A 25,520-nucleotide genomic window follows, 5' to 3' on the forward strand; every position below is an offset into this window, starting at 1 on the left:
TTCCCCAGGCACCGCTGGCGGACACGATGGCGCTTGAGGCGCACGAACGGAACGATCCCCGAGGAAATGATGCAATCGACGGCCACCATCGCCCCCCTGGCAGTCCTGTTCGTACTGATGGCCATCGAGGCGGTCGTGGCCCGGCATCGGCGCGGTGACACGACGTACCGCCTGCCTGACACGGTGGCCAGCGTGGGCGTCGGTGTCGGGTCCTTCGCGCTGGTCGCGTTCTTCAGCTTCATCTCGATCGTGGTCTACGACATCGTCTATGAGCGCTGGGCGATCACGCACCATGCTCGCTCGGCGGTGACGATCGTCTTCACCATCTTCGCGGCGGACTTTCTCTACTACCTGTTCCACCGCGCCAGCCATCGCGTCAACGTCCTCTGGGCGATCCACGTCGTACACCACCAGAGCCGCGAGCAAAACCTGGCGGTCAACCTCCGCATGCCGTGGCTCCAGCCGGCATACCAGTGGTTCTTCTATCTGCCGCTCGCCTTCCTGGGGATACCTCCGGCCGTCTTCTTGCTCGCGCGCGGGGTAAGCATCTCTTACAACGTCTTCACTCACACGCGCGCGGTCGGGAAGCTCGGCCCGCTCGAGTATGTGCTCAACACGCCCTCCCACCACCGCGTGCATCATGGGATGGACGAGCAGTACCTCGACTGCAACTACGGCGGGATCTTCATCGTGTGGGATCGCCTCCTCGGGACGTTCGTCCCGGAGGGCAAAGAGCCGACCTACGGAACGCGCAGAAGGGTGGTCTCGTGGAATCCGATCTGGCTCAACGTGGAGCCGTTCATCCACCTCGCCAAGCTATCGCGCGCAGCCAGATCTCCGTGGGATCGCGTCAAGGTATGGTTCATGCCGCCCGAGTGGCAGCCCGCCGGCGTCCTGGAGGCCAGCGCTCCGCCCGAGCGGCGCGACATGGAGAGCCGTGGTTCTACGGCGTCGTCGATCGCCCAGATGGCGCTCAGCGTCGGCGTCACGGTGGTCATCGGCGCGATGGTCATCATGTACACGGGCACGTCGTCGACGATGCCGAGGCTTGCGCTCCTCGTGCTGCTGCTCGCGTCGCTCGGCGCGCATGCTCGGTCTCTCGAGAGTCCTGGCTTCGCCTGGAGGTTTGAGCTCGCGCGCGCAGCCCTGCTCCTCGCCGTCGCGGGCTGGCTCGACGCCATCGGAGCGAGGCCGCTGGCCAGCGTGGCCCTGATGGCCGGAGGCCTCTCGGCCGCGAGCGGTGTCCTGTTCCGCCTCGGGCGCCGCCCGCGCGGCGCGCGGGCGGGAGGGGCCGAGGACGCCGCCCCGTCGATGTCGCTCCCAGGATCGTAGCAGGTCGGCCGAGGCGGACGCCTCGGCCCGGACCGCCCATCGCACCCATCAGCCAGGGGATTCTCTCTTGATCGGGAGGTAATGTATGGCTCCGTTCGAAGCTGGAATGCGCAGGTGGTCGAACACGAAGAGCCTGGCGCTACATGAGCGCGCGGCGAAGGTGATGCCAGGAGGCCAGGCGAACTTCAGGGGAGGTTTGTTGAGCACCCCCCTCTTCTTCACCCATGCACGAGGCGCGCGCCTGTGGGACGTCGACGGCAACGAGTACATCGACCTGATCAACGCAGGCGGTCCGGGCATCCTCGGCCACAACGATCCGGAGTACATCGACGCGCTGAAGCGCCAGCTCGACACGATGTACTCGCTCGGGTCGGGGATCTGCCAGACCGAGCAGGATATCGAGCTGGCCGAGAAGATCGCGAGCCACGTCCCGTGCGCCGAGCGCGTCCGCTTCTGCGTCACCGGATCGGAGGCGGTACACCTGGCCCTACGGCTCGCGCGGGCGTACACGAAGCGCCCCTATTTCATTCGCTTCCAGACTCACTACCACGGCTGGTTTGACAGCGTGCTGGGGGGTGTCGTTGACGAGCACCCGGAAGGGCGCCCTCTCCCGCTGGAGAGCGAGCAGAGCTTCTTTCACACCGAGGGCAGGGTCCCCGACGCATTCAAATACTCGTTCCTCTTGCCCTGGAACGACATCGATGTCCTCGAGGAGACGCTGAAGAAGTACGGGCACGAGGTGGCCGTGATCCACATGGAGCCGATCCTGGTGAACGGCGGAGGCTGCCCCCCCAGGCCCGGCTATCTCGAGCGTGTGCGCGAGCTCTGCGACCAGCATGGAATCGTGCTCAGCTTCGACGAGATCATCACCGGCTTCCGCGTCGGCCTCGGCGGCGCGCAGGCGGCGCTCGGCGTCGCGCCCGATCTGGCGACGTTCGGTAAGGCGCTAGGAGGTGGGATGCCGATGGCGGCCGTCGTCGGGAAGAAGGAGATCATGGATCAGCTCCGGACCGGCAAGGTGACAGGGGCTGGCACGTTCAACGGTTATCCTCTCGGCGTGGCCGCGTCCCTCGCGACGCTCAAGATCCTGGAGAGGGACGATGGCGCGGTCTACAGGAGGATCGACACGATGCAGGCTCGGCTCAAGGAGGGCCTGCTCGATATCTGCAAGCGACGTGGGATCCCCGCCCTGGTGCAGGGGCCGCGCGGCGTCTTCTTCTTACTTTTCACGGACAAACCGGTGATCTATAGCTTCCAAGAGCTCATGCAGGCCGCTCTGCCCAGGCAGTTCAAGTTCTACTCGACGATGCCCGAGGAGGGGACTCTCCTCATGTACGGCGGCCGCTGGTACATCTCCGCGGCGTTGACCGAGGCCGACGTGGACTGCGCGCTGGAGAGCGCCGACAGGACCTTGGCTAGAATCTGACGTAGTCTCGCTTCGGCAAACGACGTTGACTTGGACGGTCGGGTGCGCTGAACGCCGGCCCAGAAGAGGAGCGCCAGCCTGGGGCTGGCGTCTGTTCGATGCCCCCTACAGAAGATTTGAAGCAGGTCTTGGAGCAGCTCGGATCGGCCAGGTTGAGCCATGAGGTCGAGCTGAGCCAGCTCATGGCGCCGCTCTCGCCAGAAGAAGTTTTGTTTTGCTTTCTGTTCATCAAGTCCGGCTCGGCCGAGGGCTTCGGCGAAGAGCCCGTTCGGTTCAAGGACTTGCCGAGCGCGCCTGACAGATTCTGGAAGGCGATGGCGCTGCACGTCGGCGCGCTCTCCGGGCAGTTCAAGCCGCTGCCCCCGTCGTATCTCAAGGATGCGTGGCTCCGTTTCGTGAAGGAGCGGCCCGGGGACGAGCCGCTGTCGCTCCTCGAGTACTACAGCCTCGCCGCGCAGCTCCTCAGCGACACGGACAGGGTCTTCATCAACCACGGGTACGCGTTCCTGAACCCAGCAGAGGCGCCCTCTCTCGCTGCCTGGGAGGAGCCGTCGCGCCTCAGCATCCACCTCTACCACAAGCTCCTGGGCGGCCAGGATTTCACGGGGCTCGATGTGGTCGATATGGCCTGCGGACGGGGGGGCGGCAGCCTCTACCTGAAGCAGCGGAAGGAGGCCCGGCTCGTCGCCGGCATCGACGCGGTGCGCACCCACGTGCTGCTCGCGCGAGAAGCCCATCCCTCCGTCGACGGCGTCTACTTCGTCCACGGCCGAGCGGAAGAGATACCGCTGCCCACCGGCGCCTTCGACGCGCTGATCGCGGTGGACGCTGTCTTCCACTTCCCGCTCAGGGAGTTCCTCCACGAAGCCCATCGCGTGGTGAAGCCGGGGGGGCGCTGTTTCCTCAATAGCTGGGGCCCGCCGACCTGGTACATGGATCTCGAGGGTGCGGTCGAGTCGTGTGGTTGGAAGCTCGAGCACGCCGAGGACATCACGACGGGCGTCCTCCTGGCCAGAGAGCAATGGAGGACTCACGACATGTTCACGTGGGTCCGCTCGCGGCCGCGCAAATGCCGGCCGGAGATCTACATCGAGTTCGACAGGATGGTGATGATGCCCGTCGAGGGCCGCCGCTATTACAATTTTCACCTCACCCGGCTCGACCAGAAGGCAAGCTGAAGCGAGGCGGCCCGCGCTCCCCTCGACCCGGCTGGCTACCGGTAGGCGACGATGCCACCGAACGGCCACTTCGCGTGGTCCTCGGGCGCCGGATAGACCTCCCATTCGGAGAACCCGGCCGCGCGGAGCGACAGCTCCCACTCTTGCAGCGTCAGATAACCAACATGCTGACGGCGAGGCGGATCGAGCTTGGCCTTGCTGTAGGTGTGCAGCATCGACTGAAAAAATTCATTGGGGAAGAACACCCCGGGCCGATCGCGGAACGACATGGTGAACGCGAGCTGACCGCCCGGCTTCAGCATCGTGTGGAACGCCTGGAGGGTGGCGTGAAGATCGCGCACGTCGTAGAGCACGTGCTCGAGGACGATCAGGTCGACCGAGGCGGCCCGGGCGAACGTGCTGCCAGCGGAGGGCAGCGTGTCCAGGTCCAGGCGCTGGAAATGAATGCGCTGAAACACGTCGGCCGGCGCGTGGGTCCGCAGCCACTGCTTCCCCGTCTCCATCAACAGGGCGCTGATGTCGGTGTAATCGTAGCGGACGAGGTTCTTGCTCAGCGGGAGGAACCGCGGATCGGACAACGCCTGCCGCAGCACCACGCCGAGCCCCGCGCCCCCCTCGAATACAGAGATCCCCGGCCCCTCTGCGAGCTTGGCCATCAGCGCCCGCGCCAGCATCACGTTGCACGGCTTCTTGGCGGGAAGGCTGATCATCGAGTATTCCCAGAATTTCAGCGAGGCCTGCATCCCGTACTGGAGATCCATGGTGGCCAGCGCGTCCTTGCCCGCCAGCACCGGCCCGGCCAGACCCCGATAGCGCTGGAGGAACTCGACCATCTCGCCCAGGATCGCGCGGTCTGCGAGCGCGATGGACTCCTTCTCGGCGACGCGCTGTCGCACCGCCTCGCTGGGCACCAGCCGCCCGCTGGGGTCCTGGGTGAGGTCGCCCTTGTCGCTGAAGTAGTCGAGCAGCTTCCTGCGAAACTGATAGGCGGTGACCGACGGAGCCGACTCCGGGCGATCGTCGAGCCCCCGGACCGCGCCGCTCGGGTCGACGAGGTGCTCGAGCAGGATCTCGCTGGCAACAAGCTCGGTCTGACGACGGAATGCTTCTATGTAAGCGGTGTAAGCGTCGTTGTAGAGATCGGTCACGTCCAATCGTTGTCGCATGCAGGTCCTCGCGGGTGTGGCGCCCATCCTGCGCAGCGCAGGGACGAAGCAGGTCATGGAATGGTCCAGCTCGCCCGGGAACGCAAGGACGGACCGCCCCCTGCCGACGGGCGCCGCGCCTCCGAGCGCCTCGCGCGCCCGCGCGTCACCTGGAGCTCAGCGCCTGCCCGCCGTTCCCGCGGTTCTTGTGCACAATGGCGTACAGGATGAGCACGTAGGCGAAGAGCCGGAATAGGTACAGGTAATGGATGGCGTCTTCCTCGACGCGGTTCAGGGCGACGGCGATGCGGCCCAGCATCATCAGCCAGAACGCCGCCGAGAACTTCGCGAACAGCCGGTCGCCCGTCTTCTTCCAGAAGCGGAGGAAGAAGAGCGCGACGGTCGCGTACCCGAACGTCATCGCACCGATAAGGAAGTCGTTCAAAGGTCCTACCTCGCCTCTACGCGCGTTTACTCGCGCAGGTCCCAGATGAGGCCATAAAGGAGCAGGGCCAGCCCGATGAGCGCGGTGAGGTGGCGCAGCGATGATAGATCGACGCTCCGGATCACGACGAGGTCCACGAAGAGCAGGGTGTTGTTCGCTGCGAGCGCGGCGAAGCAGAGCCCGCTCCACAAGAGGAGGCGGACCTTGCGCTGCGCGTATCCGCGCAGGAGCAGCACGGCGCACGCGATGCTGGTCAGGGCGCAGAGGATGTAGACCGCCGCTGCCATGGCTAGCCACCCTTTCCCTTCTTCGTGATCAGGAATGCGTCCGAGAAGCTCTGGATGTCGCTCGGCGGGGGCGTGGCGTAGATGTGATTGATCACGCTCAGCCGGCGCTCCTTGTACGCCTGCGCCAGGTCGTCGATCGTCCGGCGGGTGTCATCGTCTGCCGGGGCGTACCGGTAGAAGATGTCCTCCCCGTCCTCCCGGGCCACGATCAGACATCTGCTGGCCAGGCCCCCGAACCGGTCCTGGATGGACATCATGCTGGACCCTATCTCGCGCGCCATCGCGGCCGCGCTCCACTCGCGCTCCGCCGTGCGACGCATGAGCAGAAGCACTTCGAGTTGCTCGATCGAGGAGATGTGCGCGCCGAGAAAGCGCTGGACCCGGTCGGGGAGCCCGCTAGACACGAGCTCCTCGCCGGCCGAGGGTCCCTCCGGTCACCGGTGCAGCCATAGCCGCAGCATAGCGAGCAGGTGCTCGGGATCCACCGGCTTCGAGATGTAATCGTTCGCGCCCGCCTCGAAGCACTTCTCCCGGTCGCCCTTCATCGCCTTGGCCGTGACCGCGATGATGGGCAGCGCATGGTGCTCGGGCTTCGCGCGGATGGCACGGATCGTGTCGTAGCCGTCCATCTCTGGCATCATGATGTCCATGAGCACGATCTCGATGTCCGGCGTCCGCTGCAGCATCTCGATCGCCGCTCTGCCCGTCTCCACGTAGACCGTCTTCATCTGCTGGGCGTCGAGGATCGTCGTCATCGCGAAGATGTTCCGGACGTCGTCGTCGACGACCAGCACCTTCTTGCCCGCGAGCACCCTGTTCGACTGGTGCAGCTCCTGGAGGGTCTGGCGCTGTCGCTCGGAGAGCGCCGCCACCGGGCGGTGCAGGAACAGGGAGACGTCGTCGAAGAGCCGCTCCTTGGAGCGGACGTGCTTGAGCACCATCAGCTGGCTGAAGCGGCTCAGCTGCGCCTCGTCCGCGGCCGAGATCTCCTCCGGCGCGTAGACCAGGACGGGCAGCTCCGTCGACCCGCTGCCCTGCGCGAGCTGCCCGATCAGATCGAAGCAGCGCATGTCGGGCAGGTCGAGGTGCAGGATGAGGACGTCGGCCCGCTCGGTGAGGAGCGCGTCGAGCGCCTCCTCCCCGGAGGCCACGCTCCGGATCGTGACGTCGTCGCCGCCGAGGAGCTCGACGAGCTCCTGGCGCTCGGCCTCGTCCGGCTCGGCGAGCACGACCGTCCGCCGGCGCGACACCATGAACTGCGAGAGGCGCCTGAAGGTCTCGTCGAGCGCGTCCCGGGTCTTGAGCGGCTTGCAGAGCACCCCCGTCGCGCCCATCCGGAGCGCGCGCTCGCGCTCCTCGTCCGTCGTGATCACCTGGACGGGGATGTGCCGCGTCGCGAGGTCGCGCTTCACCCGGTCGAGCACGCGCCAGCCGTCCATGTCCGGCAGGTTGATGTCAAGCGTGATCGCGTTCACCCGCCGCTCGCGGACGATGGAGAGCGCCGCCCCGCCGCGGTAGGCGAGGATCGCCTTGAACCCGTGGTCGTGCGCGACCTCCATGACGAAGTGCGCGAAGCTCGCGTCGTTCTCGACGATGAGCACAACGGAGTCGCTGGGCTGGAGGCTCGCGCTGTCGTCGACGCTCTGGTTGAGCAGGTGCGGCGGCGGCTCGGCCGCCGACCGCGGCGCGACGTCGCCCGAGACGAGGGCCGGCGGCGCCGAGGGCATCTCCGCGGCCTGCTCCTTCCTGCGCGGGCGCGCCGGCGTGTACGTGAGCGGCAGGTAAAGCGTGAACGTGCTCCCGCTCCCCGGCTTGCTCGAGAGCTTGATCTCGCCGCCGAGCATCCACGCGATCTCGCGGCTGATCGCGAGCCCGAGGCCGGTGCCGCCGTACTTCCGGCTCGTCGAGCCGTCAGCCTGCTGGAAGGCCTCGAAGATGATCTGCTGCTTGTCGTGCGGGATGCCGATGCCCGTGTCCCGCACCGACATGGCGATCGCCGCGCCGGCGCGCGAGAGGCCCTCGTTCTCGATGGTCCATCCCGAGGTGACCAGATCGACGTCGAGCGCGACGCTGCCGCGCTCCGTGAACTTGAAGGAGTTCGAGAGCAGGTTCTTGAGCACCTGCTGCACGCGCTTCGCGTCCGTGTAGATGACCTGCGGCAGGTTCTGCGCGAAGTTGAGCTCGAACTCGAGCCTCTTCGACTCGGCGACGTGCTGGAACGTGCGCTCGACGTAGTCTTGCAGGTCGCTGAACGACAGCTCGCCCACGTCGACGATCACGGTCCCCGACTCGATCTTGGACAGGTCCAGGATGTCGTTGATCAGCGCGAGCAGGTCGTTGCCCGACGAGTGGATCGTCTTGGCGAACTCGACCTGCCGCCCCGTGAGGTTGCGGTCGGTGTTCTTCGAGAGCTGATCGGACAGGATGAGCAGGCTGTTCAGCGGCGTCCGGAGCTCGTGCGACATGTTCGCGAGGAACTCCGACTTGTACTTGGAGGTGATGGCGAGCTGCCGCGCCTTCTCCTCGAGCGCCTGCCGCGCCTGCTCGACCTCGCGGTTCTTCCGCTCGACCTCGACGTTCTGCTGCGCGAGCAGGCGAGCCTTCTCCCCGAGCTCGGCGTTCGTCTGCTGCAGCTCCTCCTGCTGGCTCTGGAGCTCGCGCGCGAGGGACTGCGACTGCTTGAGCAGGTCCTCTGTGCGCATGTTCGCCTCGATCGTGTTGAGCACGATCCCGATCGACTCCGTGAGCTGGTCGAGGAACGCCTGGTGGGTCGGGCTGAATCGCTCGAACGACGCGAGCTCGATGACCGCCTTGACCTGCCCCTCGAAGAGCACGGGGATGACGATGATGTTGACCGGCGGCGCCTCGCCGAGCCCGCTCGTGATGCGGATGTAGTCGGGGGGCGCGTTGACGAGGAGGATCTTCTCCTTCTCGAGCGCGCATTGCCCGACGAGCCCTTCGCCGAGCTTGAAGTGGTTGTCGATGTTCTTCCGCACCTTGTACGCGTAGCTCGCGAGGAGCTTGAGGATCGGCTCCTCCTTCGCCACGTCCATCGTGAAGAACACGCCCTGCTGCGCGCCGACGACCGGGGCCAGCTCGGACAGGATGAGCCGACCGACAGTGAGCAGATCCTTCTGCCCCTGGAGCAGGCGCGAGAACTTGGCGAGGTTGGTCTTGAGCCAGTCCTGCTCGCTGTTCTTCAGCGTCGTGTCCTTGAGGTTCCGGATCATCTCATTGATGGTGTCCTTGAGCGACGCGACCTCCCCCTGCGCCTCGACCCGGATGGTCCGGGTGAGGTCGCCCTTCGTCACCGCGGTCGCTACCTCGGCGATCGCGCGCACCTGCGTCGTCAGGTTGGCGGCGAGCTGGTTCACGTTGTCGGTCAGGTCCTTCCACGTGCCGGCCGCGCCGGGGACGCTGGCCTGCCCGCCGAGCTTGCCCTCGACGCCTACCTCGCGCGCCACCGTCGTCACCTGGTCGGCGAAGGTCGCGAGCGTCTCGATCACGCCGTTGATCGTGTCGGCCAGCGCCGCGATCTCGCCCTTCGCGTCGAAGGCCAGCTTGCGCTTCAGGTCGCCGTTCGCGACCGCGGTCACGACCTTGGCGATGCCGCGCACCTGGTTGGTCAGGTTGCCGGCCATGAAGTTCACGTTGTCGGTCAGGTCCTTCCACGTGCCCGCGACGCCGGGGACGCTGGCCTGCCCGCCGAGCTTGCCCTCGGTGCCGACCTCGCGCGCCACGCGCGTCACCTCCGACGCGAACGCGTTGAGCTGGTCCACCATCGTGTTGTTGATGGTGTTCTTCAGCTCCAGGATCTCGCCGCGGACATCGACGGTGATCTTCTTCGACAGATCGCCGTTGGCGACGGCCGTTGTGACGGCGGCGATGTTGCGCACCTGCGCGGTCAGGTTCGACGCCATCGAGTTGACGGAGTCGGTCAGGTCCTTCCACGTGCCGGCGACGCCGGGGACGCTGGCCTGCCCGCCGAGCTTTCCCTCGGTGCCCACCTCGCGCGCCACGCGCGTCACCTCCGACGCGAACGAGCGGAGCTGATCCACCATCGTGTTGAAGGTGTCCTTCAGCTCCAGGATCTCGCCGCGGACATCGACGGTGATCTTCTTCGACAGATCGCCGTTGGCGACGGCCGTTGTGACGGCGGCGATGTTGCGCACCTGCGCGGTCAGGTTCGACGCCATCGAGTTGACGGAGTCGGTCAGGTCCTTCCACGTGCCGGCGACGCCTGTCACCTCGGCCTGGCCGCCGAGCTTTCCCTCGGTGCCCACCTCGCGCGCCACGCGCGTCACCTCGGCCGCGAAGGAGCTGAGCTGATCCACCATCGTGTTGAAGGTGTTCTTCAGCTCCAGGATCTCGCCCTTGACGTCGACGGTGATCTTCTTCGACAGGTCGCCGCGGGCCACGGCCGTGGTCACGTCGGCGATGTTGCGGACCTGCGCGGTCAGGTTCGACGCCATCGAGTTGACGGAGTCGGTCAGGTCCTTCCACGTGCCGGCGACGCCGGGGACGCTGGCCTGCCCGCCGAGCTTTCCCTCGGTGCCCACCTCGCGCGCCACGCGCGTCACCTCCGACGCGAACGAGCGGAGCTGATCCACCATCGTGTTGAAGGTGTCCTTCAGCTCCAGGATCTCGCCGCGGACATCGACGGTGATCTTCTTCGACAGGTCGCCGTTGGCCACGGCGGTGGTCACGTCGGCGATGTTGCGGACCTGCGCGGTCAGGTTCGACGCCATCGAGTTGACGGAGTCGGTCAGGTCCTTCCACGTGCCGGCGACGCCTGTCACCTCGGCCTGTCCGCCGAGCTTGCCCTCGGTGCCTACCTCGCGCGCCACGCGCGTCACCTGGGCCGCGAAGGAGCGGAGCTGATCCACCATCGTGTTGAAGGTGTTCTTCAGCTCCAGGATCTCGCCGCGGACATCGACGGTGATCTTCTGGGTCAGGTCGCCGCGGGCGACGGCCGTTGTGACGGCGGCGATGTTGCGCACCTGCGCGGTCAGGTTCGACGCCATCGAGTTGACGGAGTCGGTCAGGTCCTTCCACGTGCCGGCGACGCCCTTCACCTCGGCCTGCCCGCCGAGCTTGCCCTCGGTGCCTACGTCGCGGGCGACGCGCGTCACCTCGGCCGCGAAGGAGCTGAGCTGATCGACAGTCGTGTTGATGACGTCCTTGATCTGGAGGATCTCGCCGCGGACATCGACGGTGATCTTCTGCGTCAGATCGCCGTTCGCGATGGCTGTCGCGACCTTCGACACGTCGCGGAGCTGGACCGTGAGGTTCGACGCCATCGAGTTGACGGAGTCGGTGAGATCCTTCCACGTGCCGGCGACGCCCTTCACCTCGGCCTGCCCGCCGAGCTTGCCCTCGGTGCCTACCTCGCGCGCCACGCGCGTCACCTCCGACGCGAACGAGCGGAGCTGATCCACCATCGTGTTGAAGGTGTCCTTCAGCTCCAGGATCTCGCCGCGGACATCGACGGTGATCTTCTGGGTCAGGTCGCCGCGGGCGACGGCCGTTGTGACGGCGGCGATGTTGCGGACCTGCGCGGTCAGGTTCGACGCCATCGAGTTGACGGAGTCGGTGAGATCCTTCCACGTGCCGGCGACGCCCTTCACCTCGGCCTGGCCGCCGAGCTTGCCCTCGGTGCCTACCTCGCGCGCCACGCGCGTCACCTCCGACGCGAACGAGCGGAGCTGATCCACCATCGTGTTGAAGGTGTCCTTCAGCTCCAGGATCTCGCCCTTGACGTCGACGGTGATCTTCTGGGTCAGGTCGCCGTTGGCCACGGCCGTTGTGACGGCGGCGATGTTGCGGACCTGCGCGGTCAGGTTCGACGCCATCGAGTTGACGGAGTCGGTCAGGTCCTTCCACGTGCCGGCGACGCCGGGGACGCTGGCCTGGCCGCCGAGCTTGCCCTCGGTGCCCACCTCGCGCGCCACGCGCGTCACCTCCGACGCGAACGAGCGGAGCTGATCCACCATCGTGTTGAAGGTGTCCTTCAGCTCCAGGATCTCGCCGCGGACATCGACGGTGATCTTCTGGGTCAGGTCGCCGTTGGCCACGGCCGTCGTGACGGCGGCGATGTTGCGCACCTGGGCGGTCAGGTTGCCGGCCATCGAGTTGACGGAGTCGGTCAGGTCCTTCCACGTGCCGGCGACGCCCTTGACGTCGGCCTGCCCGCCGAGCTTGCCCTCGGTGCCTACCTCGCGCGCCACGCGCGTCACTTCGGACGCGAAGGAGCCGAGCTGATAGACCACGGTGTTCACTGTCTTGGCGGTCTGGAGGAACTCTCCCTCCAGCGGCCGCCCGCCCACCTCGAGCGCCATCGTCTGGGAGAGATCGCCCTTGGCGACCGCGCCGATGACGCGCGCCATCTCCCTCGTGGGCTGCACGAGATCGCCGATCAGCGCGTTGACGGAGGCGACCTCGTCGGCCCAGGCGCCGCTCACCTCGCCCATCGAGACGCGCTGGCCGATCTTGCCTTCCTTGCCGACCGCGCGGCTCAGCCGCTCGAGCTCGAACGCGAACTTCTCGTTCATCTCGACGACATCGTTGAAGGTGTCGGCGATCTTCCCGTCCAGCCCCTCGAGATCGATGGGGAGGCGTACCGAGAAGTCCCCCTTCTTGAGCGCCACCAGGACCGCGAGCATCTGGCCCATCTCGAGGGCCTGCCGCGCCGGCCGGCGCATCACGTCATCCGATGCAGCGCGCCGCCGCGGGCGACGCAGGTCTTCGAGATGGACAGACTGCGACCGCTGCTCAAACGCGGTGGATTGCGGCTCCCGGGCCGCGCCGCCTGCGCGCTTGGCCTCCGCGTTCTTGCCGTTCCTCGGGTGCTTGCCGTCCTTGCCGTTCGTGCCCTTCGCGACGCCGTCCTTCGAGGACGTCGCCCGGTTCCGAGGAGACGCTACCTTGCCGCTCGTCCGCTGCTCCATGTTGAACCCTCTCCAGGGCGACGCCATGCTAACGCGCTCGGCGGCCGGCGAACCACACTAAAGATATTCGTGTATCTACCGTGTGAGAGATCCCCGACAAGAGGGGTCGGGATGATCCCGATACCGCCGGCGGAGCTTCTCGCGCCCGTGGCGGACACAGCCTTGGACATCGCGGAGGTGCGCGGTTGGTCAGCGAACGAAAGCCACCTTCAGCGGGCGGGCGCGACCGTCAGTGCGCCGATGCTGCTCTTGCGGTGCGGGCTGTTCATGCCGTGCCCTCGCCCCTCACCCTTGCTGATCTTCGTCACCGCGTTCGCGGCGCCGCGCGCCTCGCCTGCGCCTCTACCACGACCCGCCCGCGCGCGCGGCTGCTGCTCGAGGCGCCCGCGCGCGGCGCGCTCTCGGCCAGCATCTCCCCCCAGCGCGAGATCGCCTGCGCGACCGCCTGGAACCCCCGTCCGGAGTCGGTCAGCTCGTACTCCACCCGGACCGGAGGCCCCGGCAGCACACGCCGCACCACGAGGCCGAGCGCCTCGAGCTCCTTGAGCCGGCTGGAGAGCATCCGGTCGCTGATCGCGTCGAGCCGCTCGCCGATCTCGCCGAAGCGCAGCGCGCCTCCCTCGAGCGTCGCGATGATGAGCCCATTCCAGGGCTTCGCGAGCACGTTCATCGCCGCTTGAAATTTGTCGCAGAGATGCTGACATGGATGCTTCATTCCTGGTCCCCGAGCCTCATCATGATCGCATCACTAACAAAAAGGAAGCTACTTGACGGAAAGAAGCGACGACCCATGATGCTTTCCCAGCGGATGCCACTTCCGTTTCGGAAGTTACAGCTTTTTTGCCAGGGGAATCGACAATGACCACCGCCTCTCACCTGCTGTTCAGCTCCTTCTCTCTCGGCTCTCTCTCGCTGCCGAACCGCATCGTGATGGCGCCGATGACGCGCTGCCGCGCGGGCGAGGGCAACGTGCCCACCGAGCTCAACGCGGTGTATTACGAGCAGCGCGCCTCCGCCGGCCTCATCATCACCGAGGCCACGCAGGTCAGCCCGCAGGGCGTGGGGTACCTCCGCACGCCGGGCATCCACACCGACGCGCAGGTCGAGGGGTGGCGGCTCGTGACGGACGCGGTGCACCGGGCGGGGGGGCGCATCTTCGCCCAGCTCTGGCACGTCGGGCGGTCGTCGCACGTCTCGTTCCAGCCGGGCCGGCAGGCGCCGGTCTCGTCCTCGGCCGTCCGCATCCGCACCGGCCACGCGCACACGCCCGAGGGCCCGCAGCCGTACAGCACCCCGCGCGCCCTCGAGACGCACGAGATCCCCGGCGTCGTCGCGCAGTTCGAGGACGGCGCGCGCCGGGCGAGGGCGGCCGGCTTCGATGGGATCGAGCTGCACGCGGCGAACGGCTACATCATCGACCAGTTCCTCCGCGACGGCGTGAACCAGCGGACGGATTCGTATGGCGGCTCTGTCGAGAACCGGGCGCGGTTCCTGCTCGAGATCGTCGACGCGGTGACCGGCGTCTTCGACCCGGACCGGGTCGGCGTGCGGGTCTCGCCGCTGGGCGGCTACAACGACATGAGCGACTCGAACCCGAAGGCGATCTTCGGCCACGTCGCCGCCGAGCTCTCGGCGCGCAAGCTCGCCTACCTGCACGTCGTGGAGCCGGTGGACGGGCAGGCGGAGGACGCCGCGGGTCGCGTGATGCCGCTGCTCCGCGAGCGGTTCCGCGGCGTCCTCATGGCGAACGGCGGCTACACGCTCGAGACAGCGGAGGCGGCGCTGCGGTCGGGCGCGGCGGACCTCGTCTCGTTCGGCGCGCCGTTCCTGGCCAACCCCGATCTGCCCGAGCGCCTGTCGCGCCGGGCGCCGCTCAACCCGCCCGACGTGTCGACGTTCTACTCCGAGGGGCCGCGCGGCTACACCGATTATCCGCGCCTCGGCGAGGCGCAGGCCGCCGCGCAGCCGTCGGCCTGAGCGCGGCATCCGGCGCAGGCGCGGCGAGGGCTCCCGCGCCGCGGACCATGGTAGGCTCCAGGGCCGATGCCGACGGCCCTGGATCTGTTCCCGAGAGCGGTCGTTGTTCTGTTGGCGAGCAGCGCGCCGCGCCCGGCGCGCTCGCCCGCGGGGGCGCCGTGAGCGCGGCGCCGGGCGAGGTGCAGCGCATCGGGGCGGGCGAGCTCCGGGCGTTCATCCAGGACGCGGGCGAGCTCAAGAAGGGCACGCTGCTCTACGACGGCGGCCAGCTCCTGAACCTGGCCCGCCACGAGAACAAGCTGTTCTGCGAGGCCAGGGGCTCGGGGGCCGCGCCCTACAAGGTCACGCTCGTCTACACCGGCTCGCCGGCGCCCGCCTTCAAGGGGCGCTGCACCTGCCCGGCGCGGACGTTCAACACGGCGTTCTGCAAGCACGCGGCGGCGCTGCTCGTCGCCTGGGCGCGCGCGCCCGAGTCGTTCGTCGTGAGCGACGCGGCGCCGCCCGGCGCGCCCGGCGCCGACACCGCGCGCAAGAGCGTGAAGAAGGGCAGCGCGAACGCGCAGGCCCTGATGAAGTCGGGCGTCGAGCAGGTAGGCACGCTTGTGCGCGAGCTCGCCGTGGCCGGCGTCGCGGCGATCGGGGCCGACCGCATCGAGCAGATGGAGAAGCTCGCCGAGGCGCTCCGGGAGAACCGCCTCCGGCGGCTCTCGGCGCGGACGCTCGACCTCGCCGCGCTGCTCCGTGGCCCAGCCGCGGGCGGCCCGCAGGCCACCGGCGCCCGCCGCGGCGCGCTCCCGGCTGTCGCGTACGCGAACCTGATGGCCGATCTCCTGCTCACCGCCCGCAAGCTCGAGAAGCACCTCGCGGGCGAGCCGCTCGACGACCGCCACGTCGAGGAGCTCGTCGGCAAAACGTGGAAGGCGTCCGACCGCAAGCCCGCGGAGGGGCTCACGCTCGTCGAGTACGCCTTCTCGACGCGGACGACGAGCGACGATTACGTCATCCGGGAGAGCCGCTTCCTCGACCTCGAGACAGGCCGGCACCTCAGCGAGAAGCAGATCCTCCCGGCCTTCATGGCGAAGCGGACCGAGCCGAAGCGGAGCTTCGCCGGGGAGGTGCTCGCCGGGGCGCGCGCGACGACCTACCCCGGCTACCCGCCGCTCCGCCTTGACTTCACGGACCTCGGCGACAAGCGCCCGCTCGACGCCGGCGCACTGGAAGCCGTGCTCGCGCGGGCGCTGCCCGACGTCGGCGCGGCGCTCGCGGCGCTCCAGGAGCACCGCAAGGACGTCTTCGCGCCCGACCTCGTGCCCGTGGCGGTGCGCATCGACACGCTCTTCGCGCGCGGCGCGCGGCTCTCGGCGGTCGACGACAAGGGCGAGGCCCTCCACCTGCCCGACGACGCCGCGCTCGAGGAGCGGCTCGCCGGCTCCCTCCGCGACGCGCGGCTGCGCGCGCTGCTCGGCGACGTCGGCATCGACGCGGCGCTGCCCACGCTGTGGCCGCTCGCCGCTGTCGTCGAGGGCCCGCTCGGCCTCGAGCTCCGGCCGGTCGTGGAGCAGGGCGCCGCGGCGCGGAGCGGGCCGCTGGAGGGCTCCGCGTGGAACGCCGCCGCCCGCGAGGCCGGCGCGTCGCCCGCGGCCATCGCGCTCGGCGAGGTGCGCGAGGAGCTCGCCGAGGCGCTCGCCACCGGGCTCACCGGCCTCGGCGCCCGCGTGACCGACCCGCTGGCCGAGCGGCTCCGCGACCTCCGCCTGGAGAAGCAGGCCGCGCTGCTCCAGGGCCTGCCGCAGCGGCCCGAGCCGGCGGACAGGCTCGACGACTTCATCAAGCTCTACCAGGTGCTCGAGATGGCGCTCGTGCGCCTCGCCGGCGCGACGCACATCGACAGCGTCGGCGAGGAGATCGAGCGCGTGCCTACCTACGAGAGCGTGACCGTCGCGCGGCCCGACGAGGCGCTCCCCCCGGACGAGGTGGCGCGGCGCCGCGCGGCGGGCACGATGAGCCGCTACGTCGCCGCGGTGCACTACGCCCGGTACTACGCGTCGCTTCCGGCGAGCGAGCTCGTCGAGAGCATCTTCCCCCTGTGGGCGGACGGCACGGCGACGCCGACCATCGCGAGGACGTTCGCGCCGCTCGGGGCCGAGGCGATCGCCGCGGCCGAGCGGGCGCTCACGGTCAAGGCGGGCCGCGTGGCGAAGCTGACCGCTGTGCGGGTGCTGCAGGCGGTCGCCCTGCACGGCGGCGCGGCCTCGGCCGACGCCGCGGCGATGCTCGGCCGGGTCGCGGAGCACGCCAAGGACGCGGGCCTGCGGGCGCTCGCCCGCGACGCGCTCGACGTGCTCGACGTGCTCGACGCGCGCGCGGCGGGCCCGGGCGGCGCCGCGGTGCGCGCGCGCCGCGCCGGCCGGATGGAGCGGGTGCAGGAGCTCGCGAAGGCGCTCGGCGCGGCGCCCAACAAGGAGGAGCGGGGCGAGGCGCTCAAGGCGCTCGCCGAGCTGGGCGACCTCTCCGCGCTGCCGGCGCTCCGCCGCGCCTTCTACGCCGACGCCGCCCGCGGCGTGCGCGAGGAGGCCGCCTACGCGCTCGCCCAGCTCGGCGACGTCGAGATGGTCGAGACGTTCGTGCGGATGCTGGCGAGCCGCGGCGAGGACGAGCGGGAGGCGAAGATCGCCGCGTACGCGCTCGGCTACCTCGGCGACGTCCGCGGGCTGAGCGAGCTCCTGTCGGCCTACGCCGAGGGGTACAAGCCGGGCATCGTGGCGGACGCGATCCGCGCGTTCGGCCCGGTGGCGCTCGCGCCGCTCGTGGAGCTCATCGAGGCGCGGCCGGAGATCGCGAAGCGCGCGGCGGCGCTCGACGCGCTGAAGAAGATGGACGACACCGCGGTGGCGGGGTGCCTGCTCGAGCGGGTCGAGGCGCGGCGCGGCGACGCCGATTTCCCCGAGCGGGCGCAGCTCTACCTGAAGCTCGCGGACGTGCACCCGCACAGCCGGCGCGAGGTCGCGAGCGCCGTCGCGGCGGCGCTCGCGGGCGCCGAGGGCAAGGACGCGCAGGCCGCGCTCAGGGCGGCGCAGCGGGCGCTCGGCGTGGTCAAGCGGGGCAAGTAGCGGCCCCGCGCCCGCTCACATCGCGATCTGCAAGGGGATCTCCGCGGACACCTTCTCGCCTGCGTCCTTGGGGGTCGCGACGATGCGGAGCACGCCGCGGGCCGCCGGGATCTCGCCTGCCGCGTCCGCTTGCCCGCCGTCGCGGAAGTCGAGGAACACGGGCGCGATCGTCTCGGTCCACCCGGAGGCGCACGCGTTGACGGGCACTGTGTTCGAGCCCTCGAGCACGGGCCGGCGCGGCGCCGCCGGATCGGGCTCGGGCGCCGCCGGATCGGCCGCCTCCGGCTCGAACGCCAGGCGGTAGGCCCACACGCCGCCGCCGCGCGTGTGGTGCCGGATCGCCACCATCACGTGCTGGCCGCCCTGGGGGCCGTACTCGATCGGGAGCGCCGCGTCCTCGGCGAGCGGGGTCGCGCCGCCCTTCGGATCGCTGAAGAACAGGCCGGCCGCGCCGGCCGCGGGCGGCTCGCCGTCGGCGCACGCCGTCGAGGGGTCGGGCGGGCCGTTGTTGCCGCCGGGATCGGGCCAGATGCAGAAGGAGCCCATCGAGCACAGGCCGAGGAGCGCCGTGAGCGCGACGCTGGTCCGGAGCTTGGGGAGCCGCATGCTCCCACCTATCCGGCAGATCCGCGAGGGGCGCAATCGGCTCTTCGTGGGGGATCGGCCTCCGCCGCGCGTCGCCTCGTGACGATCGCGCGGTGGCCGCAATGGCCTCAATGGCCGCAATGGCCTCAATGGCCGCGGTGGCCTCAATGGCCGCGGTGGCCTCAATGGCCGCAGGCGCTGTGGAGCGCTGCCAGAAAGCTGGCGAGTTTCGCTAAGGTAGCTCGACAAGTCTCCAGTACTTGTTGAGCGCCGCCATCAGCTCAACGAAGCTGAGGAACGTGACGGGCTTGAGGAGATAGCCGGCCACGTTGAGGTTGAAGGCACCCACCTTGTCGCGATCGTCGTTCGATGTGGTCAGCACGACAACCGACGTGGACACGAGATCCGGATCGGCGCGCAGCTCGCGCAGAAACTCGATCCCGTTCATCTTCGGCATGTTGAGGTCGAGCAGGATCAGCCGGCGCTCGACAGGGATGACGCCGCTGCGCAGCATCTCGAGCGCCTCGACGCCGTTGCCGGCGACCCAGAGAGGGTTCGAGATGTTGTTCCTCTTGAACGCCCGGCGGACGTTCATCACGTCGACCTCGTCGTCCTCGACGAGGAGGATGTTCAGGAGCTTCTCTTCGACGTTCATTGTCTCCCTGTTCTCCTTGGCGGGAAGGACGTGAACGTCAACCTCCGCGCGATGGTCGCCGCCGCACTGATCATGGCAAGAGGGCGACCGCCGCGGAGGTCTCGCGGCCGCCGGTGTGCCCGAGCGCGCTCCGGCGCGCTGCTTGTCGCGCGAGCTCTCCCGGAGTGTCTCATTGTTCGAGCTTGGATCACCGGTTCGCCCGATTCAACTGCAATGAGGATCCCCTCCCGCCGCTGAGCTTGCCACTGGCCCGGTTCGCCGGCGCCGCAGCGGGGGAGCTCAGCGATCGTTCGGATCGCGCTTCTGCCAGGTGAAGCGGAAGGTGGCGCCCTGGCCCGGCGAGGAGTCGATCCAGATGTGGCCGCCGCGGCTCTCGACGATCTTCTTCACCACGGACAGCCCGATTCCCGTGCCCTCGACCTTGTCGCGCGCCTCCAGCGTCTGGAAGAGGCCCCAGACGCGGTCGTGGAACTCCGGGGCGACGCCGGGGCCGTTGTCCTCGACGAAGAACTCGTGGTGCAGGCCTGCGTCCCTGTGCCCGACGCGGACGCGCACGTCGGCGCGCCGCGCGTGCTTGAGCGCGTTGCCGATGAGGTTCATGAACACCTGCTGCAGCGGGATCCGCTCGGTCCGCAGCGACGGCAGGCCCGGCGCGACCTCGACGCTCGCCCCGGGCGCGGGCGCGATCAGCTCGATCACGTCCGCGAGCACCTGGCCGACGTCGACCGCCTCGACCTCGTGCCGCACCCGCCCGGCGCGGCTGTAATCGAGGATCCCGTCGATGAGCGCCTCCATGCGCCGGACGCGGCCGCGCAGCAGGCTCATGTGCTCGCGCGACTCGCCCTCGACCGTCCCGGCGAGGTCCTCCTCGATCCACTGCGTCAGGTTCGCGATGCCGCGCAGCGGCGCCTTCAGGTCGTGGCTCGCCACGTACGCGAACTGATCGAGCTCCTTGTTGCTCCGCTCGAGCGCGGCGATGAGGCGCTCGCGCTCCGCCTCGGCGCGCTTCTGCTCGGTGATGTCGCGGATCTCGATGACCGTGCCCACGGGGACGCCGCCGTCGAGGATGGGGCTCGCGGTGAAGGCGACCTGGTAAAACGAGCCGTCCTTGTGGACCAGGACGTCCTCCCCTTGCTCCTGGCTCTTGCGCGGCAGCGCCCTGTCGATCGGGCACTCGTCGATGGGGTAGTGGCTGCCGTCCGGCCGCGTGTGGTGGATGATCTCGTGCAGGGGGCGATCGAGCGCCTTCATCTCGTCGAAGGTGAAGCCGGTGATCTTCTCGGCCGCCGGGTTCATGAAGGTGCAGCGCTGGTGCGCGTCCATCATGAACAGGCCGAGCGTCGCGTTCTCGGCGATGGTGCGCACGATCTGGTGCTGCACGCGGAGCGCCTCCTCGGCGCGCCGGATGTCGCTCACGTCGACGTTGCAGCCGACCCACTCGTCGATGGAGCCGTCGTCCGCGAGGAGCGGGACGCCGCGCGCGACGGTGTGGGCCCAGGAGCCGTCGCGCCGACGCAGCCGGTACTCCACCTCGTAGCGGGACCTCGACGCGACCGCTCCGCGCCACGCGGCGTCCGCGTGCGGGCGGTCGTCGGGGTGGACGGCGTCGAGCCACCCGTAGCCGAGCCACTCCTCGCGGCCCTGCCCGGTGAAGTCGCGCCAGGACGCGGAGTCCTCCACGACGTGGCCGTTCGGCCCGGTCCGCCAGACGACGACCGTCGTCGCCTCCACCATCGAGCGGAAGCGCTTCTCGGCGGCGAGCGCCTCCTCGCGCAGCCGCGCGTTCTCGATGGCCACGCTGGCGAGCTGCGCGAGCTGCATCAGGATCGACTCGTCGTCGCCGGTGAACTCCCCCTCGATCTTGTCCGAGAGCTGGATGAGCCCGATGTTGCTGCCGTCGCGGGCGACGAGCGGCGCGACGAGCCAGCCGCGCATCGGCGGGTGGCGCGACGCCTCGCCGCTGAAGCCGCGCCACGCCGGGTGCGCCTCGAGCTCGGCCTGCGTCATGCGGAGCGGCCTGTTCTGCTGGCAGGCCAGCGTGTAGATCCCGCTGCCGGTCGTCCTCGCGTCGTAGCCGCGGTACGCGGCGTACTTGTCCGAGAGGCTGACCGCGTTGATGGCCTGCGCCCAGTTCTGGTCGCGGGTCATGCTGATGACCGACTGGTGCGCTCCGATGAGCGACCGCGCCCGCTCGGTGATCTCGGCGAGCATGCGGTCGAGCGACGGCGCCGAGTTGACGGCGAGCGAGGCCTCGGCGAGCCCCCGGAGCTGCTCGCTGCGGCGCCGCTCCTCGCGCAGGGCGCGGATCCGCTCCGTCGCGTCGACGCCGACCACCACGCCGGCCACGATCTGCCCCGCGGCGTCGCGGATGGGCGCGGCGCTGTACTCGATGATGGCCCGCGAGCCGTCGGCGCGCTGCATCTCCACCGGCTCGGCCCGGACGAGCTCGCCGCTGGCCACGGCGCGCGCGAGCGGCCACTCGTGCGGCGCGTAGGGCCGGCCGTCCGCGTGGAAGCCCTGGTAGGCGGCGCTGTACTCTGCGATGTCGGTCGACACGACGAACGGGCGGCCGAGCTGCGCGGCGCCCTGCGCGTTGCCCATCACGAGCTGCCCCGAGGGGGCGTCCGCGATGTACACAGCGTGGGGCATCTGCTGGATGATCTGCTCCAGCTTGTGGCGCTCGTGCTCGAGCTGCTCGGCGAGCTGCTCTATGCGGCGCCGCGCGAGCACCTGATCGGTGACCTCGACAGCGAAGAGCACCACGCTCTCCGTCCCGCCGGCGGCGGCCGGGATGGGCTCGAGGGTCACGTTGAAGTACCCCTCGGCCAGCGCGCCGTCGCCGCGGTCGAGGAGGATCAGGAGCTCGCACGCGGCGGCCGCCCGGCCCGACCCGTGGGCCCGCTCGATCAGCTCGGCCACCTGGGAGCCGGCGAGCTCCGGGGCGCACTGGAACAGGCGCCTGCCGACCACGGTGCGGTCGCGGAAGAGGCGCTGCGCGAGCCGGTTCGTGAAGTCGATCACCCAGTCGGGCCCGCGGAACACGGCGATGGCGGTGGGCGCCTCCGTGAACAGCGCGTGGATGGAGTGGATGGACCGGCTGGCGTCCGACGCGGCCTGCGCCTCCATCGGAGTCAGTCCGCGCGCGGCCGCCCCCTCGTCCCGGAAATGCTGGGTCATCGCTCGTCCTGGTGGTCAGTCGCCGCCGCGGCGAACGGCTCCGTGACGCGGCGGCTCATCACGCACTCGGCGGGCTCGGAGCCAGTTGCGCTGCGTCTCGACTCCGAGCCTGCCCGGTCACCCCGGGAATGTCAACGGGACCCCGGAGAGGGGGATTGGGCCTGGGGAGGTTCATGCGGAGCAGGAAGGCAGGAAGATCCTTATCTTCCCTCCTCTCGTCTCCTGCTCGGATGCGGCCGCCCCTGGAGAGGCGGCGCTGCATGCGTTGTTCGCGCGGTCGGCGTCGCGGCGCGCTGGCGGCTCAGCTCACCCGGGGCCGCTCGCGCCACAGCGTCATCAGCACGCGCCCGACCTGGACCATGCGGCCGACCCGCCCCTTCGGGCTCGTGTCGGCGGCGCGGAACGGCTCGGCGCGGAACGGCTCGGCGCGGAACGGCTCGGCGCGGAACGGCTCGGCGCGGTAGCTCGGGCCGGCGGAGGGCGCCTCGCGGGCGGCGGCGCCGCCGCTTTCGGCCGTCGCTGCGGAGACGGGCGCGGGCCCGAGCCGCCTGTCGAGGTGCACCTCGACCGCCTCGCCGATCAGGTTGCTCATGTCGCGGTCGTGCTCGATGCAGTGGAGCAGCAGCCGGTCCGCGAGCGGATCGGGGAGGTAGACAGTGACAGCGCGCCGCGCGCGGCCGTCGTTCCCGACGAGCACCGGCGGGACGGCCGGCGGCTCCGAGGTGGTGGCGAGCGGCTGGGGCCCGGCGATCGCGCTCGCCGCCGCGGGCTGCGCCGCCGCGGGCGGCTCGGCGCTCGGCTGCGGCGCTGGATCCTGCCTCGCTTCCGCCGGCTTCTCGGCGTCGAGCGCGCGCCTGTCGGCGGCGGCCTTCGGCTTCTCGGCGTCGGGCGCGCGCCTCGATCGGTCGTCGTCGTGCGCCGGCTTGCCGTCGGCGCCGCCCGCGACGAACGCGTCGACCTTCTCAGGCGACGGCGGCTTTCTTAGCGAGACCGCGACTTGTTTTTTCGCCATGGTGAAGCGTCTCCAGTTCTTCGAGAAGGTGGGTGATCTCTCTGGCCGCGGTGTCCCGCGGCGCATAGCCCGTCACCCCTTGCCCGCAGGCGAGGGACTCCTGGTAGGCAATGCGATAGCCGAGCTCCGTGGAGAGCACCGGCAGGCCCGAGGTCTCGAGCACGGCGCGCGCCGATTTGCCGAGCGCCGTGCGGCCCTGCTTTCGCGTGATGAGGATGCAGCCTTTGAGCCCGCTCCGCAGCGCGGCGGCCTCCCGGAACACCTCGATCGCGGCGGTCAGCGCCCAGGCGTCCGCGGCCGTGGGGCCGCAGGGATAGACGGCGATGTCGGCGATCATCAGCGCCGACCGGGCGATCTCACCGTGGCGCGGCGGGCAGTCGATGACCGTGAGGTCGTACGCGGCCGCGACCTCCGGGAGCTGCCCCGGCTTGTGCATCGAGGCGCCCATCGCCATCACTGTCGGGATCTCGTGCCCTGCCTCGGCGGCCACGTCGCCCCACGTGCGGACGGTGCCCTGGGGATCGGCGTCGACGAGCAGCGCCCGCCGGCCCTTCGCCAGCGCGGCCACGGCGAGGCTCACGGCCGTGGTGCTCTTGCCGATCCCACCCTTCTGTCCGGTGAGCGCGATGATCATGACACCCCCCTAGCAGAACCTACGTCGGGTGGTCCACTTTCTTGCGGACGCCACCGCGGCCTCGTCGCGGCTCTGCCCCGCTCTTCGCTGTGGACGCCGCAGGCCCGCGGAAGGGAGCTCCCTACACGACGCTCGACAGGGCCGCCGATTCGTCGGTGGTATCCGCAGCTTGGATGTCACCTCACAGGTTGTTCCGCATGCTCGCACGCTCGGCTCAGCCCTCTTGCTCCCTCGCTGGCCTCTCGTCGGTCGTCCTCGACACCGACCGCCGGGCCACGTTACCTTGAGGACGAAAGATGACGAACACAGCGACTTCCCTCGGATCCCCGGGGCTCGGCACGAGCTACATGAGCGCTGTGCGCAGCGCGCCCTTCGTGGTGATCGAGTGCGCTGGGAATCTCGACGATCTCGTGGTCGTCGCGTGGAATGGCGAGGCGGAGCGCCTCTTTGGATATACAGCTGACGAAGCGGTGGGCCGCCGCCTCACCGACACGATCTTGAGCGGACCGGACGCCGAGGCGTGGCGGCGCTCGCTCGGGCAGGCGAGCGCCCCGATGCGCTGCACCCATGCCCGCAAGGACGCGGGCGCGGTCGTTTGCGAGTGGCGACATGCGCCCGTGGTCGACGACGGCGGCGCGCCGATCCGGCTGCTCTGCTTCGGGCAGGATGTCACGGAGCAGGTCAAGGTCGTCGAGGAGCTGAGAGAGAGCGACGTCATCCTCCGGGCCATCCTCGGCGCGGTGGACACGTCCGTGACCCGGATGGATCGGGATGGATTCTGCACCTTCCACGAGGGCAAGATGCTCCCGTCCCTCGGCCTCAGGCCGGGCCAGTTCGTCGGAAGGAACGTGTTCGACCCCCCTCCCGAGCCGATGGACATGGAGCCGATGCGGAGAGCGGTCCGGGGCGAGCTCGTCCGCAGCAGCGTCGAGGCGTTCGGGATGGCCTGGGAGACGTGGGTCATCCCGGTCCGCGACGCCCGCGGGGGGCCCGACGGCGCGGTCAGCTTCACGCTCGACGGCACGGAGGCGAAGCGCAGGGAAGACGAGCTGAAGGCGCGGCTCGAGATCATCGAGCGCCAGCAGAAGGTGATCCGCGACCTGTCGACGCCGATCATCGAGGTCTGGGACGGCGTGCTGACCCTCCCGATGGTGGGCGTCGTCGACAGCAAGAGGGCCGCCGAGGTGATGGACGACCTGCTGGCCGCCGTCGCGGACAAGCGGGCCCGGTTCGCGATCCTGGACCTGACCGGCGTCGAGGTCGTCGACACGAAGACAGCGAGTTATCTCATCGACCTCGTCCGCGCCCTCCGGCTCCTGGGCGCCGAGGGGGTCATCACGGGCATCCGGTCCAACGTGGCGCAGACGATGGTCTCCCTCGGGCTCGACCTGTCGGGCATCGCGACCGTGGGGAACCTCCGCGCGGGCCTGAAGCTGTGCATGCAGCGCGCGGCCGCGAGCGGCGCGGCGGCGAGCGCCGCCGAGGGCGCGGCGCCGAGGCTCCCGGGGGGCGGCCCGCGCTGAGGCGGCGGGCACGCTGGGGGCGCGCCGCTCGCCGCCGCGCGCTCGCGACACCTTCGCTCCTGGCGCACATCCTCGGCGACAAGCTCT

At 69.6% G+C, this 25,520-nt stretch carries 17 protein-coding genes; 6 read left to right on the forward strand and 11 right to left on the reverse strand.

What is annotated here, in order from left to right; genetic code table 11:
- Positions 1 to 66: 66 nt before the first annotated feature.
- The 3 genes from WMF42_RS38710 to WMF42_RS38720 all read left to right on the forward strand — a co-directional run bounded on the left by WMF42_RS38710 (position 67) and on the right by WMF42_RS38720 (position 3,936).
- Complete coding sequence (locus WMF42_RS38710) at positions 67 to 1,332, forward strand: sterol desaturase family protein (protein ID WP_437688209.1); 1,266 nt, start codon at positions 67 to 69, stop codon at positions 1,330 to 1,332.
- Between the two features lie 85 nt (positions 1,333 to 1,417).
- Positions 1,418 to 2,758 (forward strand): aspartate aminotransferase family protein, encoded by a 1,341-nt coding sequence (locus WMF42_RS38715; protein WP_437688210.1) that lies wholly within the window; start codon positions 1,418 to 1,420, stop codon positions 2,756 to 2,758.
- A 116-nt stretch (positions 2,759 to 2,874) separates the two neighbouring features.
- Entirely contained in the window at positions 2,875 to 3,936 is a 1,062-nt protein-coding gene (locus WMF42_RS38720; protein ID WP_437688211.1) for a class I SAM-dependent methyltransferase, read from the forward strand.
- 35 nt (positions 3,937 to 3,971) lie between these two features.
- Here WMF42_RS38720 and WMF42_RS38725 read toward each other — a convergent pair whose 3' ends face one another.
- The 6 genes from WMF42_RS38725 to WMF42_RS38750 all read right to left on the reverse strand — a co-directional run bounded on the left by WMF42_RS38725 (position 3,972) and on the right by WMF42_RS38750 (position 13,430).
- Positions 3,972 to 5,102: a class I SAM-dependent methyltransferase gene (locus WMF42_RS38725; protein WP_437688212.1), complete on the reverse strand. Its 1,131-nt coding sequence runs from the start codon at positions 5,100 to 5,102 to the stop codon at positions 3,972 to 3,974.
- Positions 5,103 to 5,247: 145 nt separating this feature from the next.
- Positions 5,248 to 5,526 carry a DUF5985 family protein gene (locus tag WMF42_RS38730; protein WP_437688213.1) on the reverse strand — a complete coding sequence of 93 codons (279 nt, stop codon included), beginning with the start codon at positions 5,524 to 5,526 and terminating at the stop codon, positions 5,248 to 5,250.
- A gap of 26 nt (positions 5,527 to 5,552) precedes the next feature.
- Entirely contained in the window at positions 5,553 to 5,813 is a 261-nt protein-coding gene (locus WMF42_RS38735; RefSeq protein ID WP_437688214.1) for a DUF5985 family protein, read from the reverse strand.
- Positions 5,814 to 5,815: 2 nt separating this feature from the next.
- Entirely contained in the window at positions 5,816 to 6,133 is a 318-nt protein-coding gene (locus WMF42_RS38740) for a hypothetical protein (RefSeq protein ID WP_437688215.1), read from the reverse strand.
- Positions 6,134 to 6,247: 114 nt separating this feature from the next.
- A complete protein-coding gene (locus WMF42_RS38745; protein ID WP_437694405.1) occupies positions 6,248 to 12,514 on the reverse strand; it encodes a HAMP domain-containing protein in 6,267 nt (2,088 codons plus the stop codon).
- A 550-nt stretch (positions 12,515 to 13,064) separates the two neighbouring features.
- Positions 13,065 to 13,430 carry a winged helix-turn-helix transcriptional regulator gene (locus tag WMF42_RS38750; RefSeq protein WP_434043635.1) on the reverse strand — a complete coding sequence of 122 codons (366 nt, stop codon included), beginning with the start codon at positions 13,428 to 13,430 and terminating at the stop codon, positions 13,065 to 13,067.
- Positions 13,431 to 13,618: 188 nt separating this feature from the next.
- Here WMF42_RS38750 and WMF42_RS38755 point away from each other — a divergent pair, with 188 nt between their 5' ends.
- Positions 13,619 to 14,737, forward strand: a complete 1,119-nt coding sequence (locus WMF42_RS38755; RefSeq protein ID WP_437688216.1) for an alkene reductase — start codon at positions 13,619 to 13,621, stop codon at positions 14,735 to 14,737.
- Between the two features lie 158 nt (positions 14,738 to 14,895).
- Positions 14,896 to 17,847, forward strand: coding sequence for a HEAT repeat domain-containing protein (locus tag WMF42_RS38760; RefSeq protein ID WP_437688217.1), 2,952 nt, complete (start codon positions 14,896 to 14,898; stop codon positions 17,845 to 17,847).
- 15 nt (positions 17,848 to 17,862) lie between these two features.
- Here the strand turns inward: WMF42_RS38760 and WMF42_RS38765 are convergent, their stop codons facing one another.
- The 5 genes from WMF42_RS38765 to parA all read right to left on the reverse strand — a co-directional run bounded on the left by WMF42_RS38765 (position 17,863) and on the right by parA (position 23,910).
- On the reverse strand, positions 17,863 to 18,453 hold the full coding sequence (locus WMF42_RS38765) for a hypothetical protein (protein ID WP_437688218.1): 591 nt from the start codon (positions 18,451 to 18,453) through the stop codon (positions 17,863 to 17,865).
- A gap of 211 nt (positions 18,454 to 18,664) precedes the next feature.
- A complete protein-coding gene (locus tag WMF42_RS38770) occupies positions 18,665 to 19,087 on the reverse strand; it encodes a response regulator (RefSeq protein WP_433930487.1) in 423 nt (140 codons plus the stop codon).
- A 279-nt stretch (positions 19,088 to 19,366) separates the two neighbouring features.
- Positions 19,367 to 22,264: a PAS domain S-box protein gene (locus tag WMF42_RS38775; protein ID WP_437688219.1), complete on the reverse strand. Its 2,898-nt coding sequence runs from the start codon at positions 22,262 to 22,264 to the stop codon at positions 19,367 to 19,369.
- A gap of 301 nt (positions 22,265 to 22,565) precedes the next feature.
- The gene (locus tag WMF42_RS38780; protein ID WP_437688220.1) at positions 22,566 to 23,276 is read right to left on the reverse strand and encodes a hypothetical protein; all 711 of its coding nucleotides are present in this window, start codon (positions 23,274 to 23,276) and stop codon (positions 22,566 to 22,568) included.
- On the reverse strand, positions 23,227 to 23,910 hold the full coding sequence (parA, locus tag WMF42_RS38785; protein WP_434043641.1) for a ParA family partition ATPase: 684 nt from the start codon (positions 23,908 to 23,910) through the stop codon (positions 23,227 to 23,229). Before parA ends, WMF42_RS38780 begins: the two co-directional genes overlap by 50 nt.
- Before the next feature lie 296 nt (positions 23,911 to 24,206).
- Here parA and WMF42_RS38790 point away from each other — a divergent pair, with 296 nt between their 5' ends.
- Positions 24,207 to 25,433 carry a PAS domain-containing protein gene (locus WMF42_RS38790; RefSeq protein WP_437688221.1) on the forward strand — a complete coding sequence of 409 codons (1,227 nt, stop codon included), beginning with the start codon at positions 24,207 to 24,209 and terminating at the stop codon, positions 25,431 to 25,433.
- Positions 25,434 to 25,520 lie beyond the last annotated feature (87 nt).

The organism is Sorangium sp. So ce176 (assembly GCF_051519835.1).
In the GTDB taxonomy this organism is placed as follows: domain Bacteria; phylum Myxococcota_A; class Polyangia; order Polyangiales; family Polyangiaceae; genus Sorangium; species Sorangium cellulosum_G.

Bases quoted from the DNA above. Each gene is read 5' to 3' on its own strand.
- WMF42_RS38710 (WP_437688209.1), top strand. From the start codon at position 67: ATGATGCAATCGACGGCCACCATCGCCCCCCTGGCAGTCCTGTTCGTA.
- WMF42_RS38715 (WP_437688210.1), top strand. From the start codon at position 1,418: ATGGCTCCGTTCGAAGCTGGAATGCGCAGGTGGTCGAACACGAAGAGC.
- WMF42_RS38725 (WP_437688212.1), bottom strand. From the start codon at position 5,102: ATGCGACAACGATTGGACGTGACCGATCTCTACAACGACGCTTACACC.
- WMF42_RS38735 (WP_437688214.1), bottom strand. From the start codon at position 5,813: ATGGCAGCGGCGGTCTACATCCTCTGCGCCCTGACCAGCATCGCGTGC.
- WMF42_RS38740 (WP_437688215.1), bottom strand. From the start codon at position 6,133: ATGCGTCGCACGGCGGAGCGCGAGTGGAGCGCGGCCGCGATGGCGCGC.
- WMF42_RS38745 (WP_437694405.1), bottom strand. From the start codon at position 12,514: ATGCGCCGGCCGGCGCGGCAGGCCCTCGAGATGGGCCAGATGCTCGCG.
- WMF42_RS38750 (WP_434043635.1), bottom strand. From the start codon at position 13,430: ATGAACGTGCTCGCGAAGCCCTGGAATGGGCTCATCATCGCGACGCTC.
- WMF42_RS38755 (WP_437688216.1), top strand. From the start codon at position 13,619: ATGACCACCGCCTCTCACCTGCTGTTCAGCTCCTTCTCTCTCGGCTCT.
- WMF42_RS38765 (WP_437688218.1), bottom strand. From the start codon at position 18,453: ATGCGGCTCCCCAAGCTCCGGACCAGCGTCGCGCTCACGGCGCTCCTC.
- WMF42_RS38770 (WP_433930487.1), bottom strand. From the start codon at position 19,087: ATGAACGTCGAAGAGAAGCTCCTGAACATCCTCCTCGTCGAGGACGAC.
- WMF42_RS38775 (WP_437688219.1), bottom strand. From the start codon at position 22,264: ATGACCCAGCATTTCCGGGACGAGGGGGCGGCCGCGCGCGGACTGACT.
- WMF42_RS38780 (WP_437688220.1), bottom strand. From the start codon at position 23,276: ATGGCGAAAAAACAAGTCGCGGTCTCGCTAAGAAAGCCGCCGTCGCCT.
- parA (WP_434043641.1), bottom strand. From the start codon at position 23,910: ATGATCATCGCGCTCACCGGACAGAAGGGTGGGATCGGCAAGAGCACC.
- WMF42_RS38790 (WP_437688221.1), top strand. From the start codon at position 24,207: ATGACGAACACAGCGACTTCCCTCGGATCCCCGGGGCTCGGCACGAGC.